Origin of the sequence: Kitasatospora sp. CB02891 (genome assembly GCF_002803145.1) — a bacterium.
Lineage (GTDB): Bacteria > Actinomycetota > Actinomycetes > Streptomycetales > Streptomycetaceae > Kitasatospora > Kitasatospora griseola.
In genome coordinates, this window is record NZ_NNBO01000018.1 from 55,352 (window position 1) to 73,674 (window position 18,323).

Annotated in this window: 16 protein-coding genes; 8 read left to right on the forward strand and 8 right to left on the reverse strand. The window is 74.8% G+C overall.

From position 1 onward, the window contains the following. Positions 1–36 precede the first annotated feature (36 nt). From CG736_RS30805 to CG736_RS30825, 5 genes are all read left to right on the forward strand, one after another. Entirely contained in the window at positions 37–927 is an 891-nt protein-coding gene (locus CG736_RS30805) for an alkaline phosphatase family protein (RefSeq protein ID WP_100589429.1), read from the forward strand. 6 nt (positions 928–933) lie between these two features. Continuing rightward, the gene (locus CG736_RS30810; RefSeq protein WP_100589430.1) at positions 934–2,211 is read left to right on the forward strand and encodes an MFS transporter; all 1,278 of its coding nucleotides are present in this window, start codon (positions 934–936) and stop codon (positions 2,209–2,211) included. 69 nt (positions 2,212–2,280) lie between these two features. Then, on the forward strand, positions 2,281–3,363 hold the full coding sequence (locus tag CG736_RS30815; protein ID WP_232734292.1) for a TolB-like translocation protein: 1,083 nt from the start codon (positions 2,281–2,283) through the stop codon (positions 3,361–3,363). Positions 3,364–3,420: 57 nt separating this feature from the next. Continuing rightward, positions 3,421–4,053: a hypothetical protein gene (locus tag CG736_RS30820; RefSeq protein WP_100589431.1), complete on the forward strand. Its 633-nt coding sequence runs from the start codon at positions 3,421–3,423 to the stop codon at positions 4,051–4,053. Positions 4,054–4,111: 58 nt separating this feature from the next. After that, positions 4,112–4,621: a hypothetical protein gene (locus CG736_RS30825; protein ID WP_100589432.1), complete on the forward strand. Its 510-nt coding sequence runs from the start codon at positions 4,112–4,114 to the stop codon at positions 4,619–4,621. Between the two features lie 85 nt (positions 4,622–4,706). Here the strand turns inward: CG736_RS30825 and CG736_RS30830 are convergent, their stop codons facing one another. Next, positions 4,707–5,210: a GbsR/MarR family transcriptional regulator gene (locus tag CG736_RS30830; protein ID WP_100589433.1), complete on the reverse strand. Its 504-nt coding sequence runs from the start codon at positions 5,208–5,210 to the stop codon at positions 4,707–4,709. Between the two features lie 125 nt (positions 5,211–5,335). Here CG736_RS30830 and CG736_RS30835 point away from each other — a divergent pair, with 125 nt between their 5' ends. After that, positions 5,336–6,241 (forward strand): ABC transporter ATP-binding protein, encoded by a 906-nt coding sequence (locus CG736_RS30835; RefSeq protein WP_100589434.1) that lies wholly within the window; start codon positions 5,336–5,338, stop codon positions 6,239–6,241. Beyond that, on the forward strand, positions 6,238–7,839 hold the full coding sequence (locus tag CG736_RS30840; protein WP_100589435.1) for an ABC transporter permease: 1,602 nt from the start codon (positions 6,238–6,240) through the stop codon (positions 7,837–7,839). Before CG736_RS30835 ends, CG736_RS30840 begins: the two co-directional genes overlap by 4 nt. 149 nt (positions 7,840–7,988) lie before the next feature. Here CG736_RS30840 and CG736_RS30845 read toward each other — a convergent pair whose 3' ends face one another. The 3 genes from CG736_RS30845 to CG736_RS30855 form a co-directional block, all read right to left on the reverse strand. After that, positions 7,989–9,491: an alpha/beta hydrolase gene (locus CG736_RS30845; RefSeq protein WP_100589436.1), complete on the reverse strand. Its 1,503-nt coding sequence runs from the start codon at positions 9,489–9,491 to the stop codon at positions 7,989–7,991. Positions 9,492–9,609: 118 nt separating this feature from the next. Beyond that, the gene (locus tag CG736_RS30850; RefSeq protein WP_100589437.1) at positions 9,610–10,089 is read right to left on the reverse strand and encodes an OsmC family protein; all 480 of its coding nucleotides are present in this window, start codon (positions 10,087–10,089) and stop codon (positions 9,610–9,612) included. A 4-nt stretch (positions 10,090–10,093) separates the two neighbouring features. Then, on the reverse strand, positions 10,094–10,735 hold the full coding sequence (locus CG736_RS30855; RefSeq protein WP_100589517.1) for a GntR family transcriptional regulator: 642 nt from the start codon (positions 10,733–10,735) through the stop codon (positions 10,094–10,096). 148 nt (positions 10,736–10,883) lie between these two features. Between CG736_RS30855 and CG736_RS30860 the strand changes: the two genes are divergently transcribed. After that, positions 10,884–12,641: a DUF4190 domain-containing protein gene (locus tag CG736_RS30860; RefSeq protein WP_100589438.1), complete on the forward strand. Its 1,758-nt coding sequence runs from the start codon at positions 10,884–10,886 to the stop codon at positions 12,639–12,641. A 76-nt stretch (positions 12,642–12,717) separates the two neighbouring features. Here CG736_RS30860 and CG736_RS30865 read toward each other — a convergent pair whose 3' ends face one another. Genes CG736_RS30865 through CG736_RS30880 form a run of 4 tightly spaced genes read right to left on the reverse strand, consistent with a single transcriptional unit; the run spans position 12,718 to position 18,304 of the window. Further along, a complete protein-coding gene (locus CG736_RS30865; RefSeq protein ID WP_100589439.1) occupies positions 12,718–14,103 on the reverse strand; it encodes a cobyrinate a,c-diamide synthase in 1,386 nt (461 codons plus the stop codon). Between the two features lie 4 nt (positions 14,104–14,107). Beyond that, the gene (gene cobO, locus CG736_RS30870; RefSeq protein ID WP_100589440.1) at positions 14,108–14,704 is read right to left on the reverse strand and encodes a cob(I)yrinic acid a,c-diamide adenosyltransferase; all 597 of its coding nucleotides are present in this window, start codon (positions 14,702–14,704) and stop codon (positions 14,108–14,110) included. Positions 14,705–14,708: 4 nt separating this feature from the next. Next, complete coding sequence (locus tag CG736_RS30875) at positions 14,709–16,760, reverse strand: putative cobaltochelatase (protein ID WP_100589441.1); 2,052 nt, start codon at positions 16,758–16,760, stop codon at positions 14,709–14,711. Then, on the reverse strand, positions 16,757–18,304 hold the full coding sequence (locus CG736_RS30880) for a cobyric acid synthase (RefSeq protein WP_100589442.1): 1,548 nt from the start codon (positions 18,302–18,304) through the stop codon (positions 16,757–16,759). The genes CG736_RS30875 and CG736_RS30880 overlap by 4 nt, the downstream gene beginning before the upstream one ends. Positions 18,305–18,323: the final 19 nt, after the last annotated feature.

Sequence of the window (18,323 nt, forward strand, 5' to 3'; positions counted from 1 at the left end):
TGTCCCGCACGTTCCCTGCCCCGGAGGGACCTCGCCATGACCGCTGCACCGCTCAGCCGCCGCACCAAGCGCCGCCTCACCGCGATCGGAAGCACCGTCGCGCTCGCCGCCGCCTCGCTCGGCCTGTGGGCCGCCACCGGCTCCACCGCGCAGGCCGCCGCGCTGCCCGCGCCCGACCACGTCGTCGTGGTGGTGATGGAGAACCACGCCTACAGCCAGGTGATCGGCAGCTCCAGCGCCCCGTACCTGAACGGCACCCTGGTGGCCGGCGGCGCCAACCTCACCCAGTCCTACGGCCTGACCCACCCGTCCGAGCCGAACTACTACATGCTGTTCTCCGGCTCCAACCAGGGCCGCACGGACGACAGCTGCGTCAAGGTCGGCTCGATGACCGCGCCCAACCTGGCGTCCGAGCTGATCGCCGCCGGACAGAGCTGGGGCTCCTACAACGAGACGCTGCCCAGCCAGGGCTCCACGGTCTGCTCCAGCGGCAAGTACGCGCAGAAGCACAACCCGTGGTTCGGCTTCTCCAACGTGCCGACCAACACCGCCTACACCTTCGCCCAGTTCCCCACCGACTACACCACGCTGCCGAAGGTCTCCTTCGTGGTGCCGAACCTGTGCAGCGACATGCACGACTGTTCGGTCTCCACCGGCGACACCTGGGTCAAGAACAACCTCGGCGCGTACGCCACCTGGGCGCAGACCCACAACAGCCTGCTGGTGGTCACCTTCGACGAGGACAACAGCCTCTCCGGCAACCGCATCCCGACCGTGGTCTACGGGCAGCACGTGATCCCCGGCTCCACCAGCGCCACCACCTACAACCACTACAACGTGCTGCGCACCCTGGAGGACCTGGCCGGCCTGAGCGCCCACGCGGGCAACGCCGCCTCCGCCTCCGACATCACCGGCATCTGGAACTGACGCCGGATGTACCTCGCGGACGCCCGCTCCACCAAGACCGGCCGCGCCGCGGCCGCCGCCCCGGGCACCCGCCCGGGGCGGCGCGCCGCCGTCCCCGGCACCGTGCTCGCGCTCGGCGCGGTCAGCCTGGTCACCGACGTCTCCTCCGAGATGGTCAGCGCGGTCCTGCCGCTGTACGTGGTCACCGCGCTCGGCCTGTCCCCGCTCGGCTTCGGCCTGCTCGACGGCATCAACAACGGCGTCGGCGCGCTGGTCCGGCTGCTCGGCGGCCACCTCGCCGACCGCGGCTCCCGAGGCCACAAGGTCGTCGCCGGGATCGGCTACGGCCTGTCCGCGCTGTGCAAACCGCTGCTGCTGCTGGTCCACACCGTGCCGCTGATCGGCGGGGTCCTGGCGATCGACCGCACCGGCAAGGGCCTGCGCACCGCGCCCCGGGACGCGATGATCTCGCTCGCCACCGCCCCCGAGCACCGCGGCCGCGCGTTCGGCGTGCACCGCGCGATGGACACCACCGGCGCGCTGCTCGGCCCGCTGCTCGCCTTCGCGGTGCTGCGGATCGCCGACGACCGGGCCGAACGCGCCGGCTACAGCGCGGTGTTCACCGTCTCCGGGTGCGTGGCCGTGCTCGGCGTCCTGCTGCTGGTGCTGTTCGTCCCCGCCCGGACCGCCCCGGTCGAGGCGCCGACGGGTCCGCGCCCCACCCTGCGGGACGCGCTCGCGCTGCTGCGCCGCCCCGCGCTGCGCCGACTCACCCTGGCCGCGGTGCTGCTCGGCCTCACCACCGTCAGCGACTCGTTCCTCTACCTGCTGCTGCAACGCCGACTCGGCCTGCCCGCCCACCTGTTCCCGCTGCTGCCGCTCGGCACCGCCGCGGTCTTCCTGACCCTCGCCGTCCCGCTCGGCGTGATCGCGGACAGGATCGGCCGCCGCACCCTGTTCCTGGCCGGCCACGCCGTGCTGCTCGGCGCGTACGGGGTGGTGCTCTCCCCGCTGCGCGGCGCGGGTGCCGCCGTGCTGGTCCTGCTGCTGCACGGCGCTTTCTACGCCGCCACCGACGGGGTGCTCGCCGCCGCCACCGCCGCGACCGTCCCCGACGGTCAGCAGGGCGCCGGGCAGGCCCTGGTCGGCACCGGACAGGCCCTCGCCCGCTTCGCCTGCTCCCTCGCCTTCGGCGCCGCCTGGACCCTCTGGGGCCCGCGCGCCGCCCTCACCGCGACGACGATCGCCCTCGCCGCCGCCGCGATCGCGGCCACCCGCCTGCTCCGTCCCGCCGCCACCGACTGACGCACCGCCACGGAGGGCGCGGCAGCTCCTCCCTTCCCCCGCCCGCCAACCCGCCCGGAGGACACCCCCATGACTGCTCCCGTTGTCGTCGACCCGGACTCCGCGACGCCCGAACCCCCGGTCGAGGGCGCCTCCGTGCGGCGCAAGGTGGTGGTGCTGGTGGTCGCGGTGCTGCTGCTGGCCGGGGTCGGGACGGTCGCCGTCCGGTACGCCGCCGACCGGGCCGACCGGCGCAACCAGGAGCAGGCCGGCGGGCCGCCGGTGCGCGAGGGATCGGTGACGCTGCAACCGACGGAGCGTCAACTGCTGCTGCGCAACCTGGCCTGGGGCCCGCACCGCGACGAGGTGGCCGCGGTGCCCGCCGACCGCCCGGACGGCCCGCGCACCGCGTCCGGTGTGAAGTGCCTGCGCTTCCACGCCGCCGCCGGCACCGGCATCTGCCTGCAGGCCGAGCACGGCGCGCTGGACGACACCTACCACGCGTCCGTGCTGGACGCCTCGCTGCACGAGACCAGGCGCTTCCCCGCGCCCGGCATCCCCACCCGCGCCCGGGTCTCGCCGTCGGGCCACCTGGTCGGCTGGACGGTGTTCGTCAGCGGCGACTCCTACGCGGGCACCGACTTCTCCACCCGCACCGCGATCGTCGACACCCGCAACTGGCAGTTCTACGACAACCTGGAGACCTTCCAGGTGCTGAAGGACGGCCACCGCGTCCAGGCGTCCGACCTCAACGTCTGGGGCACCACCTTCGCCGCCGACGACAACCGCTTCTACGCGACGGTCGCCACCGGCGGCCAGACCTACCTGGTGCAGGGCGACCTCGCCGCCCGCACCCTGACCACCCTGCACCAGAACGTCGAATGCCCGTCCCTGTCGCCGGACGGCACCCGGATCGCCTACAAGAAGCGGGTGGCCGGCGCCGACCCGGCCGCGCCGTGGCGGCTGTACGTGCTCGACCTGGCCACCATGGCGGAGACCGCGACCGCCGAGCAGCGCAACATCGACGACCAGGCGCTGTGGGCCGACGGCCGCACCCTGCTGTACTCGCTGCCCGGCGACTACGGCTCCGACCTGTGGACCGTCCCCGCCGACGGCACCGGCGCCCCCGCCGTGCTGGTGCGCTCCGCGGTCGCCCCCGCGTACCTCGGCTGACCGTCCGCGAACGGACCGTGTAGCGTCCTCGATCGGGATCGACCGGAGGGGGACGCAGTGAACGGGACGCGCGGTGCCGGCCGGAGCGGGCGCGGAGCGGCGTACGCGCTGCTCACCCTGCTCGGCTGCGGAGCGCTGGTCGGCCTGGCGGCCCGTCGATTCGGTGGCTCGCCGGGCATGGAGCTGGTGCACTCGATCACGCCCACGGCGATGATCCTGGCCGTCGCGCTGAACTTCCGCACCCGCCAAGGGAGAGTGGCGGCGTTCGTCGCCGGTGTGCTGGCCGCGGTGCTGAGCATGACCGGGGTCGACGCGGTCCGGGCCGAGGCGCTGGCCGCCGACGGGCAGCGGGTGGTGGCCACGGTCACCGCGGTGCACCGGGCGGAGGGCAGCTCCCCCCGCTCCTGCGACCTGCGCGGGCCCGACGGCGCCGACCTCCGGTACCCGCTCTCCCCGTGCCCCTTCCAGCAGGTCGGCCAGGAGGTCCACGTCACCGCCGACCCGCACAACCGCCAGGCTCCCGTGACCGGCACGCCCGACCCGTCCGGAACCGGGCGGGTGGCGGTGGGCCTGCTCGCCGCCCTGGTCCTGCTGATCGCCTCGCTCCCGTTCTGGGCCGCCCGCCGACCGCCGGCCGCGGCGCCCGACGCCCCGTCGGCGAAGGACGCGGAGGCCGCGCACCTCGGCTGACCCCGGGCGCCGACAGCAGTGGGTCCATTCGTTCGAACGATCGGCAGGGACGGCGGCCGTGAAACCGACGGAACACCCGCACCGCTTCTGGGCGCGGTACCCGGTGCCGACGCTGTTCGGGAGCCTCGCGCCGAGGTGGCTGACGGTCCGGCAGCTCGGCGGGTCCGATCCCGTGGTGGCGGTGGTGGTCTTCGCGTCGGCGGCGGCCCTGGTGCCGCTGATCGTCCATCCGTACCGCACCGAGGCCGGGGCGGTCGCGTCGGTCCTCGTCCTCGGGCGGGTCGCCGCGATCGGGTTCTTCGGCACCGACGCGGTGAGCCGGACCGCGCCGGCCGGGGACGGGAAGCGCACCCTGGCCCAGGTCACCGACGTCCGCCCCAAGGAGGGCCGGTCGGCCGGACACTGCCTGCTGCGCACCGCCGAGGGCCAGGAGATCCCCAGGCGGCTCAGCCCTTGCGAGGGCCGCCAGGTCGGCAACCGCCCGGAGGTCACGTACGACCCGGCCGGCAGTACCCGACCGAGGAGGTGCCCGACCCGGGCGACACGGTGCGGTGGACCGTGGGCCTGATCGCCGCGCTGATCCTGCTGGTCCTCACGCTGCCGCTGCGGGGGCTGCGAGGCGAGGTCCCGCGCGGACGGTAGCCGCCCGGCGGTCAGCTCCGGCGGTCGCGCCAGCGCTGCATCATCTGCTGGATCTCGACCCGCAGGAAGGCGAAGAACTCCAGCGATTCGGCGAGGCGTTGGCCGGCCGGGGTGTCCGGGCCGAGGGCCTCGACGCCCTCGGCGAGGCTGGACTCGAAGCGGGAGAGGGTGCGGTCCCGGTTGGCGGTGGCCTCGTACCAGACGTGGTCGTGGATGCGGTAGCGGTCGCGGCGGGTGCCGGGTTCGCGCTCCCGGCTGACCAGGTCGACCTGGGTGAGGTAGCGGACCGCGCCGGAGACCGCGGCGGGGGAGATCCGGAGCAGTTCGCCCAGCTCGGCGGAGGTCAGCCGGCCGGAGTCGGCGGTCAGCAGGGCGGTGAACACGCGGGCCGACATCCGGGGGAAGCCCGCGTCCGTCAGCACCGTGGCGAACCGCTCCACGAACTCCGACACCTCCGCCGGATCGCGCTGCGCGCCCATGCCGTCCACCTCGCTCACCCGCACCACCCGCACCATCCGAACCTCCCCGACACCCCGCCCGGCCGGGCGTCCGCCCACCTTCACACACTTCGGCCGCCACGCGAAGATCCGGGACTTTCGGTGCCTTCACGAAGTTGTGAAACAAGAGTAGCGTCGAACTCATGACGACCGCCATCTCGGTGTCCGGCCTGGTGAAGACCTTCGGCCGCACCCGCGCCCTGGACGGACTGGACCTCACGGTCGAACAAAGCGAGGTACACGGGTTCCTCGGCCCCAACGGGTCGGGCAAGTCCACCACCATCCGCGTTCTGCTCGGCCTGCTGCGCGCCGACTCCGGCACCGCCACGCTGCTCGGCGGCGACCCCTGGCGCGACGCCGTGCCGCTGCACCGCCGACTCGCCTACGTGCCGGGCGACGTGACGCTGTGGCGCAACCTCTCCGGCGGGGAGGCGATCGACCTGCTCGGGCGGCTGCGCGGCGGGCTCGACCCGACCCGCCGGGCCGCGCTGCTGGAGCGCTTCGAGCTCGACCCCACCAAGAAGGGCCGCGCCTACTCCAAGGGCAATCGGCAGAAGGTCGCGCTGGTCGCGGCGTTCGCCGGCGACACCGACCTGCTGATCCTGGACGAGCCGACCTCCGGCCTGGACCCGCTGATGGAGGAGGTGTTCCGCGAGTGCGTCGCCGAGGCCCGCGACCGGGGCGCCACGGTGCTGCTGTCCAGCCACATCCTGTCCGAGGTGGAGGCGCTCTGCGACCGGGTGTCGATCATCCGGGCCGGCCGCACCGTGGAGACCGGCACCCTCGACGACCTGCGCCACCTCACCCGCACCTCGGTGGACGCCGTGCTCACCGGGCCGCCGCCGCGCCCCGACTACGTTCACGACCTGACGGTCGACGGCAACCGGCTGCGCTGCCAGGTCGACACCGAGCAGCTCGGCGCCCTGCTCGCCGAACTCACCGCCGTCGGCGTGCGCAGCCTCGCCAGCCGGCCGCCGACGCTGGAGGAACTCTTCCTGCGCCACTACGAGAACGCCTCCGACGCCCCGTCGACGGCGGCCGTCCGATGAACGGCTACGCGCTGACCGGCACCGGCACCCTCTACCGCCTCGCCCTGCGCCGCGACCGCATCGCCCTGCCGGTGTGGGTGTACGTCGGCACCGGCATGATCGCCTCCACCGCCTTCTCCTTCCGCAAGCTGTACGGCGACGAGGCCTCCCGGCGGACCTTCGCGGCCGGCATCGACGGCAACGGCTCGCTGCGCGCCCTGTACGGCCCGATCTTCGACGGCTCCACCATCGGCGGGCTGACCGCGTGGCGGATGGGCGTGTTCGGGGCGGTGCTGGCCGCGCTGATGTCCACCCTGCTGGTGGTGCGGCACACCCGCGCCGAGGAGGAGGACGGCCGCTTCGAGCTGATCGGCGCCGGCGCCGTCGGCCGCCGCGCCCCGCTGACCGCCGCCCTGGCCACCGCCCTCACCGCGAACGCCGCGCTGGCCGCGCTGGTGACCGTCGTGCTGCTGGCGGCCGGTCAGGCCCCGGCCGGGGCGCTGGCGTTCGCACTGGCGCTCGGCGCCACCGGAGTGTTCTTCGCCGCGCTGGCCGCCGTCACCGCGCAGGTCGCCGAGACCGGCCGGGCCGCCAACGGCCTGGCCGGGGCGGCGATCGGCCTGGCGTTCGTGCTGCGCGCCGTCGGCGACTCCGGCAGCGGCACCGGCTGGGCGAGCTGGCTCTCCCCGATCGGCTGGAGCGAGCAGGTCCGTGCGTTCGCCGGGGACCGCTGGTGGGTGCTGGCGCTGCCGCTGGGCGGCGCCGCACTGCTCACCGCGCTGGCCCGGGCCCTGGTCGAACACCGCGACCTGGGCGCCGGAATGCTCCCGCAGCGCCCCGGCCCGGCCGCCGCCGCACCCGGTCTGGCGGACGCCGCCGCGCTGGCCCGCCGCCTGCAGCGCGGCGCCCTGCTCGGCTGGGCGCTGGCCTTCGCCGCGGGCGGTGCGGTGTTCGGCAGCGTCGCCAAGGGCGTGGTCGACCTGGTCGGCGACAACCGGCAGATGGCCGACCTGATGGCCCGGCTCGGCGGACAGCAGGGCGTGCTGAACGCCTACCTGTCCACCATCGCCGGGGTGTTCGGGATGATCGCCGCCGTGTACGCCGTGCAGTCCGTGCTGCGACTGCGCGCCGAGGAGAGCTCCGGCCGGGCCGAACCCGTGCTGGCGGGCGCCGTCTCCCGGCTGCGCTGGGCGGGCGGACACCTGCTGTTCCCGCTGCTCGGCACCGCCGTGCTGCTGGCCGTCGCCGGCACCACCGCCGGGCTGGCGCAGGGCGCCGCGCTCGGCGGGACGGGCGACGCCGTCGGCCGGATGCTCGGCGGGACGCTCGTCCAGCTGCCCGCGGTGTGGCTGACCGCCGCCGTGGCGCTGGCCGTGTACGGCCTGCTGCCGCGCTGGACGGCGGCCGGCTGGGCCGGGTACGGCGTGTTCGTGCTGGTCGCCTGGCTCGGACCGATCCTGCAACTGCCGCAGTGGGTACTGGACCTGTCCCCGTTCACGCACCTGCCGCACCTGCCCGGCGGCGCCTTCACCGCCGCGCCGCTGCTGTGGACCACCGCGCTGGCCGCACTCGCCGCCCTGGCGGGCCTGGCCGGGCTGCGCCGCCGCGACCTGGGCTGACCGGGCGCGGCCCGACGCGCCGTCACCGGCCGGGCGCGCGGCGGCCGGGCCCGCGGTGGCCGGGCCCGCGGTGGCTGTGCCCCCGGCGGCCGTGCCCCCGGTGGCCTCGTGCGCCCCGCAGGCCGGGGTGATCGGGCCGCGCACCGGCCTCACCCGGCCTTCGGGCAGAACGCGTCCCGGGCCGGGCGGTGGCCGGTGGTCAGGAACTCCGTCACCAGGGCGTCGCCGCAGGCGTTGCCGTTGGCCAGGTAGGCGCCGTGGCCACCGGAGTCGACCGCGACCATCCGGGCCCGGTCGCCGAACGCCGCGCGCAGCTTGAGCGCCCCCGCGTACGGCGTGGCCGGGTCTCGCAGGTTCTGCACCAGCAGCACGTTGGACGGCCCGTCGGAGGTGACCCGCACCGGCGGCTCGGCGGGCTGCCAGTGCCAGAACGCGCAGGCCGTGGCGTTCACCGGCATGCCGGCCGTGAGCGGGTGCGCGACCCGGTCGGCGGCCACCGCCGTGGCGTAGGAGCCGAGGTCGCGCGGCCAGGCGACGTCGTTGCACAGGGTGGCGGCGGAGACCGCCGTGGAACTCTGCAGCTGCGCCAGCGCCGCCGCGTCCGGCACGGGGCCGGGCTCGGGCAGCGGACGGCGGCCCTGGGCGGCCTGGATCAGGGCGGCCACGGCGGGGAACCTGGCGTCCGAGTACAGGCCGTTCAGCAGCGTGCCGCGCAGGCGGTTGCCGTCCAGCACCGACGGGTTGTTCCCGGGCCAGGGCAGCGGAGCGGCGTCGAGCTGTTGAGCGGCCGTCAGGTAGGCGGTGCGGACCTGCTCGGGGGTGTCGGCGATCCGGAGCTCGCCGGCCCCGGGGGAGGACGCCCAGGCCGCGAAATCCGGGAAGCGGTCCTCCGCGCCGGTGGCGAAGGCGGCCAGCCAGCTGCGCTCGGCCTGCACCGGATCCGGGTTGTCGTTGCTGTCCAGCAGGATCCGGTCGGTGCGGTCGGGGAACATCGTGGCGTACGCCGCGCCCGCGTAGGTGCCGTAGGAGGTGGCCCAGGCGGAGATCCGGCGCTCGCCGAGGGCCTGCCGGATCCGGTCCAGGTCGCGCGCCTCGTTCCGGGTGGTGACGCTGCGCAGCACCGGGCCGCCGTTCTCCGCGCACCGGTCGGCGACGCGCTGACCGGTGGTCAGGTTGGCGTCGCCCCCCTGGCCGTCGGGCGCGGGCCAGGGCAGCAGCTTGCCGGGCGCCAGGTCGGCGTAGTCGAGCCCGCAGGAGACCGGACTGGAACGGCCGACGCCGCGTGGGTCGAAGCCGATCAGGTCGTACCTGTCCAGCACCGACCTGGGCAGCCGCTTCGCGGCGTTGCTCGGCCCGTTCAGGCCGGAGCCGCCCGGCCCGCCGGGGATCAGCACCAGCGCCCCGCGCCGCTGATCGGGCCGGGCGGCGGGGATCCGGGAGACGGCGAGCCGGAGGGTCGGCCCGGCGGGCTGCGCGTAGTCGATCGGGACGGTCAGCTCGGCGCACTGCTGCCGCCCGTCCGGCGCGCCGCCCGCGCACGCGCCCCAGGCGGGGCGGTCGGGGGCGGACGCTCCGGCGGCGAGCGGTGCCGTCAGGCCGAGCAGGACGGTGGTGGTGGCGGCCAGGGCGGCGCCTCGTCGGGTGATTCGCATGGCAGTGAGTCTTCGCCGTCGCGCCGCCCGGATCGATCCCGCAGGCCACCGTCTTTTCCCTGGAGCCAGCCCCCATGCGCATACTGGAGCCAGCCACACCAAGGAAATTGACGGATCGTCAGTAACCGGCGGCCCGCACCGTCACCACGGGCTCGTGGTGGACCGGGAAGTTCACCGAGGAGGCGATGAAGCAGTCCTGGCTCGCCGGGCCGTGCAGCGCGATCGCCTTCTCGAGCATCGACTCCTCGGCGATCACCACCCGGGGCCGGAGCATCGCCGAGGTGAACCGGCCGCCGCCGCCCGAGGTCTCCATGGTGGCCTCCGCCTCGTCGGTGTAGGACAGCACCACCACGCCGCTGCGCGCGCAGTGCGACAGGAACGACAGCATGTGGCACTGGGCGAGCGCGGCCAGCAGGAACTGCTCCGGGTTCCACCGCGAGCGGTCGCCGCGGAACGTCGGGTCGGCGCTGCCGAGCAGGGTCGGCACCCCGTCCGAGGAGACGTCGTGGTCGCGGGAGTACGAGCGGTAGGTGTCGGTACCGGTACCGAGGTTGCCGGTCCAGTCGACACGGACCGCGTAGTGGTGGGACAGGGCCATCGGGTCACTCCTTCTCGGGCGGCCGGGCGGCGGCGCAGGTGTCCAGGACGTGCCGCCGGGCGGCCGCCCCGGCAGCGGCCGGATCCCCGGCGGTCACGGCGGCCAGCAGCTCACGGTGCTGGTCGTCCACCAGGGCGGTGCGGTCGGGTGCGTGCAGGGAGCGGCGGGTGGAGACCTGGATCTGGTCCCAGAGCCGCTCCAGCGAGTGCAGGGCGACGGGGTTGCCGGCCAGCTCCGCGACCCGCCGGTGGAACTGCCGGTTGAGCCGCACCGCCTCCGTCAACTCGCGCTCCGCGGTGGCCCGGTGGGTGCGGTCGGCGAGCTCCGCGAGGTCGGTCAGCTCGGCCGGGGCCAGCCGCCCCGCGCGCTGCCGTTCGGCAGCCAGCTCGGCGGTCAGCGCCTCCAGCGCGGCCCGCACCCGGTAGACGTGCGTCAGCTCGTCCGCCGACAGCTCCACCACCCGGACACCGCGCCCGGCGGCGGCCAGCAGGCCGTCCGCCGCCAGCGCCCGGAACGCCTCCCGCACCGGGGTGCGGCTCACCCCGAGGGTCTCCGCGACCTCCACCTCGCCCAGTCGCGCCCCCGGTGGGTAGCGGCCGTCGAGGATCAGGGCCCGCAGGCTGCGGCGGGTGCTCTCGGTCTGCACAGCGGCAGCGTAGTGCGCTGCATGCATTGCATGCAATGGACTTCCGGGCGGCGTCCGGGCTCGGACACCGAACTCGTTGGGAGACCGACGGACCGGTCCGCTATATTCGCGCAGCCGTCGAACAGTTCCACGCCCAGGGGGGAAACCCATGTCGTTCGACCAGGAGCGCTCCGGGGAGGCCGGCCCCGACGCCGCCCGGAACGACTCCCCGACCACGCCCACCACGCCCGTGACGCCCACCACGCCCGCGCCGGACACCGAGAACGCTGCGCCGGCCGCGCTCTCGTTCGCCAAGCCGCCCGCCGCGCCCGAGCCCGAGACCGCCGTCGCGGATGCAGAGGCAGCCGCGTCGGTCGAGCCTTCGCCGACCGGGGCGCCGTCAGTTCCCGCCGCGGCTGCACCGGACGTCGAGGACGCCGTGCCCGCGTCGGACGTCGAGGACGCCGCGCCGGTCGCGATCTCGTTCGCCAAGCAGCCTGCTGAGCCCGTGACTTCGGCACCCGTGGAGGCCCCGCCGGCTCCCGCCGCGCCGCCCGTCCCGCCCGCGCCCGCCGTGCCGCCCGCGCCCGCGAACCCGTGGGCGCTGCCCAGTGCGCCGCCGCCCGTCCCGGGTGCGGCGCCGGTCGGTGCGCCGTTGCCGCCGGGTGCGAACCCGTGGGCCGCATCCCCGCCCGGAGGCCACGTGCCGCCGGGGGCTCACGTGCCGCCGGGTGCGCCGGGGCCGGTGCCCGACGGGGGCAATCCGTGGGCGGCCGCGGGTGGTCAGCAGCCGTGGGGGACGGGCGGGTACCCGCCGCCCGGAATGCCGGGCGCGCCGGGCGGGCCGATGATGTACCCGGCCCCGCAGCGCTCGCTGTACACCAACAACCTGGCCATCGCCTCGCTGATCGTCGGCATCGTCTGCTGCTACTTCGGTTTCATCGGCATCGGCCTGGGCATCGGCGCGCTGCGGCAGATCAAGCGGACCGGTGAGCGCGGCAAGGGGCTGGCCATCTCCGGCATCGTGGCCGGCAGCCTCGGCATGGTGCTGTTCGTCCTCACGGTGATCGGCGGCGCCTTCAGCGTCGACGACTTCGAGGAGGACGGCTCCCGGCCCTCGCACGTCTCGCCGACCTCGGACTCGGGCCTCTCGGCGAACTCCCCGTTCCGGCTGTCCCTCGGCCAGTGCTTCGACCGCGCCGCAGCGGGCAATGCCAGGCCGGTCGACTGCGCGTCCGCGCACTTCGGCGAGACGTACTGGGTGCAGCCCGCCACGGAGCAGACCGGCGCGTACCCGGGCGAGGACGTGATGAAGGAGGAGGCCGAGAAGCTCTGCGCGGACCGCGTGGACACCTACGTGGCGGACACCTGGTCGATCCCGGACAAGGTGGTGACCTTCTACTTCTACCCCGACCGGGTGGCCTGGAAGGCCCCCGCCGCCCGCCGCATCGTCTGCTTCCTGGCCAACGAGGACAAGTCCTCGCGCACCGGCATGCTGCGGAAGTACGCAGGCAGCCTGACCCCCGACCAGCGCCAACTGCTGGATGCCACCAACCAGTTCGACAAGGCCTGGGGCAAGGGCCCGGACGAGGACACCGGGATCGAGGACGACCCGCAGGCGTACCGGACCTGGGCCAAGGACATGAGCACGGCCGCGAACCAGCAGGCCACCCTGCTGTCGAACTACCGCTGGACCACGGCCGACAAGGCGACCGTCGACCGGCTGGTCGCCAAGTCCAGGATCGCCGCCACCCACTACCAGTTGGCCGCCCAGTCCACCGACAACGCGACGCTCCGCACCGAACTGGGCCTCGCCGACGACAACCTGGGCGACGACGAGATCATCTCGCTGCGCCGTGCGCTGGGCCTGGCGACCCAGCAGGAGGAACCGGCCAAGCACCAGGGCGGCAACAGCAAGGCGGTCTGAGCCGTCCGCCGGCCGCGCGAGCATCTCGGCCCGCGCGGCCGGACCGGCCGTCGGTTCCCGCCGTCGGTTCCCGCCGTCAGTTCCCGTCGTGCGAGGCGGCCCACGCGGCGGCGTGCCGGACCAGGCGGGTCGGCAGGGCCGGGGCGCCCGTCCAGTGCAGGTGCAGGTAGGAGGCGTGCACCGAGCCGTGCAGGTGGCCCTCGGTGTGCGGGCCGGTGGGGGTGCGCCAGCCCCAGGCGGGGGACGGGCCGGCCGCCGGGTCGGTGACGGTGCGGTGGAACTCGTGCCCGCGCACCCGCGATCCGGCCGCCGCGAGCGGGGAGTCGGCGAGTGCCACCGCCTCCCGGTAGCCGAGCGTCAGCCGCGGCGTCATCCGGGCCGTCGCGGCCAGCACCCCGCACATCGGCAGGCCGTCCAACTCCCGCCCCAGGTAAAGCAGTCCGGCGCACTCGCCGACCACCGGCGCGCCACTCGCGGCCAGTTCGGCGACCGCGCGCCGCAGCGACGCGTTCGCGCTCAGCTCGGAGACGTACACCTCCGGGAAGCCGCCGCCGATCACCAACGCCGCCGTCCGCTCCGGCAGTCGCTCGTCGTGCAGCGGGTCGAACGGCACCACCTCGGCGCCGGCGGCGGCCAGCAGTTCGGCGTTCTCCGCGTACGAGAAGGAGAACGCGGCGCCGCCCGCCAGCGCGATCCGCGGCCGCGGGCCGACGACCCGCTCGACCTCCGCCGCCGCGTCCCAGGCGTCCACGGAGAGCGGCGGTGCGGTGCGGGCCAGCGCCAGCACGGCGTCCAGGTCGACCGAGGCGGCGACCAGTTCACCCATCTCGCGGACCGCCCGCAGGGCCTCCGCCGAGCGTTCCACGGCCGGCACCAGGCCCAGGTGCCGGGACGGGGTGTCCACCGCCTTGGCCCGCCGCACCGCGCCGAGCACCGGCACCCCGGAGCCCTCCTCCAGCGCCTCCCGGAGCAGCGTCTCGTGCCGGTCCGAGGCCACCTTGTTGAGGATCACCCCGGCCAGGCGCACCTGCGGGTCCCAGGACGCGAAGCCGTGCACCAGCGCCGCCACCGAACGGGACTGCGAGGAGGCGTCCACCACCAGCACCACCGGTGCCCGCAGCAGCTTCGCCACCTGCGCGGTGGACGCCAACTCGCCCTGCCCCGCGGCCCCGTCGTACAGGCCCATCACGCCCTCGACCACCGCCACGTCCGCCCCGGCCGCGCCGTGCGCGAACAGCGGGGCGATCCGGTCCGGGCCGCTCATCCAGGAGTCCAGGTTGCGGCCCGGGCGGCCGGCGGCCAGCGCGTGGTAGCCGGGGTCGATGTAGTCCGGGCCGACCTTGTGCGGCGACACCTTCAACCCGCGCGCCGCCAGCGCCGCGATCAGGCCGGTCGCCACCGTGGTCTTGCCCGAGCCGGAGGACGGGGCGGCCACCACCAGCCGAGGAATGCTGTCGTTCAACGATCTACCACTCAATACCGCGCTGGCCCTTGCGGCCCGCGTCCATCGGATGCTTCAGCTTCGTCATCTCGGTGACCAGATCGGCCAGTTCGAGCAGCGGCTCGGGCGCGTTGCGGCCCGTCACCACCACGTGCTGGCTGCCCGGGCGCTCCCGCAGCACCTCCACCACCTCCGCCACGTCGATCCACCCCCAGTGCAGCGGGTAGGTGAACTCGTCCAGCACGTAGAACCGGTACGTCTCGGCCGCCAAGTCCCGCTTGACCTGCTCCCAGCCCTCCCGGGCCGCCTCCTCGGACGACTCGATGTCCCGCTGCACCCACGACCAGCCCGAGCCCATCTTGTGCCACGCGACCGTGCCGCCCTGCCCGGACTCGCCGAGCACCCGCAGCGCGTTCTCCTCGCCGACCTTCCACTTCGCCGACTTGACGAACTGGAACACCCCGATCGGCCAGCCCTGGTTCCACGCCCGCAGCGCCATCCCGAACGCCGCCGTGGACTTCCCCTTGCCCGGACCGGTGTGCACCGCCGTGATCGGCAGCGTCCGCCGCTGCCGGGTGGTCAGGCCGTCGTCCGGGACGTTCTCCGCAACTCCCTTGGGCATTCGGTCACGCCGCCTTTCGTGTCATGGAACCAGAGGTCATCGTCGAACGGGTCTCCCGCACCAGCGCGGCCACCCCGTCGGCCCGCAGCTCGTCCAGGCTCACCGCGTCGCCGTTCAGGTGCGCCGCCAACTCCCTTGCCAGGCCCAGCCGGACGGGGCCGGACTCGCAGTCCAGCACCACCGCGGCCACGCCCTGCGCCGCCAGCAGCCCGGCCGCCCGGTGCGACCGAGCCAGCGCGTCGCGCGCCCCGGTCGCCCGGCCGTCGGTCACCACCACCAGCAGCGCCCGCCGGTCCGGGTCGCGCAGCCGCTCCACCCGCAGCACCTCGTGCGCCCGCAGCAGGCCCGCCTCCAGCGGCGTCCGACCGCCGGTCGGCAGCTGCTCCAGCCGGGCCGCGCCCACCTCCACCGAGGAGGTCGGCGGCAGCGCCAGCTCCGCGCCGGAGCCCCGGAACGTCACCATGCCGATCTTGTCGCGGCGCTGGTAGGCGTCCATCAGCAGCGACAGCACCGCGCCCTTGACGGCCGTCATCCGCTGCCGGGCCGCCATCGACCCCGAGGCGTCCACCACGAACAGCACCAGGTTCGACTCCCGCCCCCGGCGCACCTGTTCGCGCAGGTCGTCGCGCCGCAGCACCAGCGCCCGACCGGCCCGCCCGCGCGCCACCTGGTGCGGCGCGGCCGCCCGCAGCGTCGCACTCAGGTGCAGCCTGGTCAGCCGCCCCTGCGGACGGCGCGCCCGCACGGTGTGCCCGGCGTCCGTCTCGGCGGGGGAGCGCCGCCCCTGCGCACCCCGGCCGGTGCCGTCCACCTTGAACAGCCGCGTCCGGTACGGCCGGTCGGCCGCCACCGGCGACGACGCCTTCGTGCCGCCGGGCCGCTGCTGCGGCGGCGCGGCCGGGGCGTCCTCGGAACTCCCGGTCGCAGCAGGCTCGTCGGGCTCGGACGGGGCGGGCGAACCGCCGCCCCCCGGGCCGCCGTCGCCGGGGCCGCCGTCGTCCGGGCCGTCACCGTCGGGGTCCTCGTCGCCGGGCTCCTGGTGCTCGGCCAGCGTCCGGTCCAACTGCTCCTGGTCCAGGCCCGGCGCGTCGAACGGGTTGCGCCGCCGCCGGTGCGGCAGGGCCAGCTGCGCGGCCTTGCGGACGTCCTCCTCCAGCACCTCGGTGCGCCCCGCCCACGCGGCCAGCGCCACCGCCGTGCGCGCCATCACGATGTCCGCCCGAAGGCCGTCCACCTCGAACGCCGCGCACACCGCCGTGATCTGACGGAGCGCCAGGTCGGAGAGTTCGACGGACGGCAGCAACTCCCGCGCCGCGCCGATCCGTTCGGCGAGCTCCCGCTCCCGTGCGGCCCAACTCGCCGCGAAGCCGGCCGGATCGGCGTCGTAGGAGAGGCGGCGGCGCACCACCTCGGCGCGCTCGTCGGCGTCCCGGGTGGCGGCGATCTCCACCGTCAGGCCGAACCGGTCCAGCAGCTGCGGCCGCAGCTCGCCCTCCTCCGGGTTCATCGTCCCGACCAGCAGGAACCGGGCCGCGTGCCGCACCGAGACGCCCTCGCGCTCCACGTAGGAACGCCCCATCGCCGCCGCGTCCAGCAGCAGGTCCACCAGGTGGTCCTGGAGCAGGTTCACCTCGTCGATGTACAGCACGCCCCGGTGCGCCTTCGCCAACAGCCCCGGCTCGTACGCCTTCACGCCCTCCGCGAGCGCCCGCTCCAGGTCCAGCGAACCGACCACCCGGTCCTCGGAGACACCCACCGGCAACTCGACCAGGAACGCCGGACGCTCCGCCGAGTCCGCGCCGGCGTGCGGCCCGTCCGGGCACTGCGCGTCCGGCGACAGCGGGTCGCACGCGAACCGGCAGCCGGCCACGGTCGCGATCGACGGCAGCAGCCCCGCCAGCGCGCGCACCATCGTCGACTTGGCGGTGCCCTTCTCGCCCCGCACCAGCACGCCGCCCACCGCGGGCGACACCGCGTTCAACAACAGGCCCAGCCGCAGGTCGTCCATCCCCACGACAGCCGTGAACGGGTAACGGGCATCGTTCAGTTCACTCATTTCGCCCTCTCCATCTGCACCGGGGCCGGAGCCCCGGGCGGCACGAACGGCAGGCCCGCCGGCGCCCCGTTCTCGATCAGCTTCCACAGCGCGTCCGTGTCGGCGTGCTCCGCGACCAAGTCGCCCAGCGCGTCCAGTCGTTGCTCGCGCGCCGCCGCGAACGAGGTGTCCGGCGCGGGCACGAAGGCCCGCCCCGCGGCAGTGGCGACCGCGGTCAGGAACGTCCGACGGAACGCGTCGTTCTCCAACACCCCGTGCCAGGTCGTCCCCCACACCGGCCCGACCCGGCAGCCGTCCAGCGCCGCGCCGTCGACGTCGGTGACGAACGCCTCGCCGCCGTCCACCGACACCACGCCGTGGTGGATCTCGTAACCCGCCACCGGTGCACCGAGCGCCACGCCCGTCGGACGGGCCAGCACCTTCTCCGCGCCGAACACCACCCGGGTCGGCAACAGCCCCAGACCGTCCACCGCGCCGGCCCGCGACTCGACCTCGTCCACGATCTCCCGACCCAGCATCTGGTAGCCGCCGCACACGCCCAGCACGGGCAGCCCCGCGGCGACACGCTGCGCGAGCGGCTCCACCAGGCCCTGCCCCCTCAGCCAGTCCAGGTCCGCGACGGTCGCCCGGGTACCCGGCAGCACCACCAGGTCCGCATCCGCCAGCTCCTCCGGACGGGTCGCCCACCGCACCAGCACCCCCGGCTCCTGCGCCAGCGCGTCCACGTCCGTGAAGTTCGACAACCGCGGGAACCGCACCACCGCGACCCGCAGCACCTCCGCCCCCACCGGCCCACCCGCGGCCGGACGCTGCGCCACCGACGCCAGATCCAGCGAGTCCTCCGCGTCCAGCCACAGCCCCTGAAGCATCGGGAACGTCCCCAGCACCGGACGCCCCGTCAACTCCCGCAACATCTCCAACCCCGGGGCGAGCAGCCGCGCGTCACCGCGGAACTTGTTCACGAACCAGCCCGCGACGAGCGACTGGTCGTCCGCCGAGAGCAGCGCGAGCGTCCCGAACATCGAGGCGAACACCCCGCCGCGGTCGATGTCGCCGACGACGACCACGGGCAGCCGGGCCGCCGACGCCAGACCCATGTTCGCGATGTCCCGGTCCCGCAGATTGATCTCTGCCGGAGAACCCGCGCCCTCGCACACCACCACGTCGAACCGCGACCGCAAGTCCGCCAGGCACTCCAACGAGCGCTCCAGCAGCACCGGCTTCCGGTCCCGGTAGTCCAGCGCCCCGACCTCCGCCACGGCCCGCCCCATCAGCACCACCTGACTCCGGCCGTCCGCCCCCGGTTTCAACAGCACCGGATTCATCGCCGCCTCCGGCTCCACCCCCGCCGCCTGCGCCTGCATCGCCTGAGCCCGTCCGATCTCCGCCCCGTCGGCCGTCACGAACGAGTTCAGCGACATGTTCTGCGCCTTGAACGGAGCCACCCGCACCCCCTCCCGCCGCAGCCACCGACAGATCCCCGCCGTCACCACGCTCTTTCCGGCATCCGAGGTCGTCCCGGCCACCAACAACGCACCACTCACCGACGGCCTCCTTCGGAGA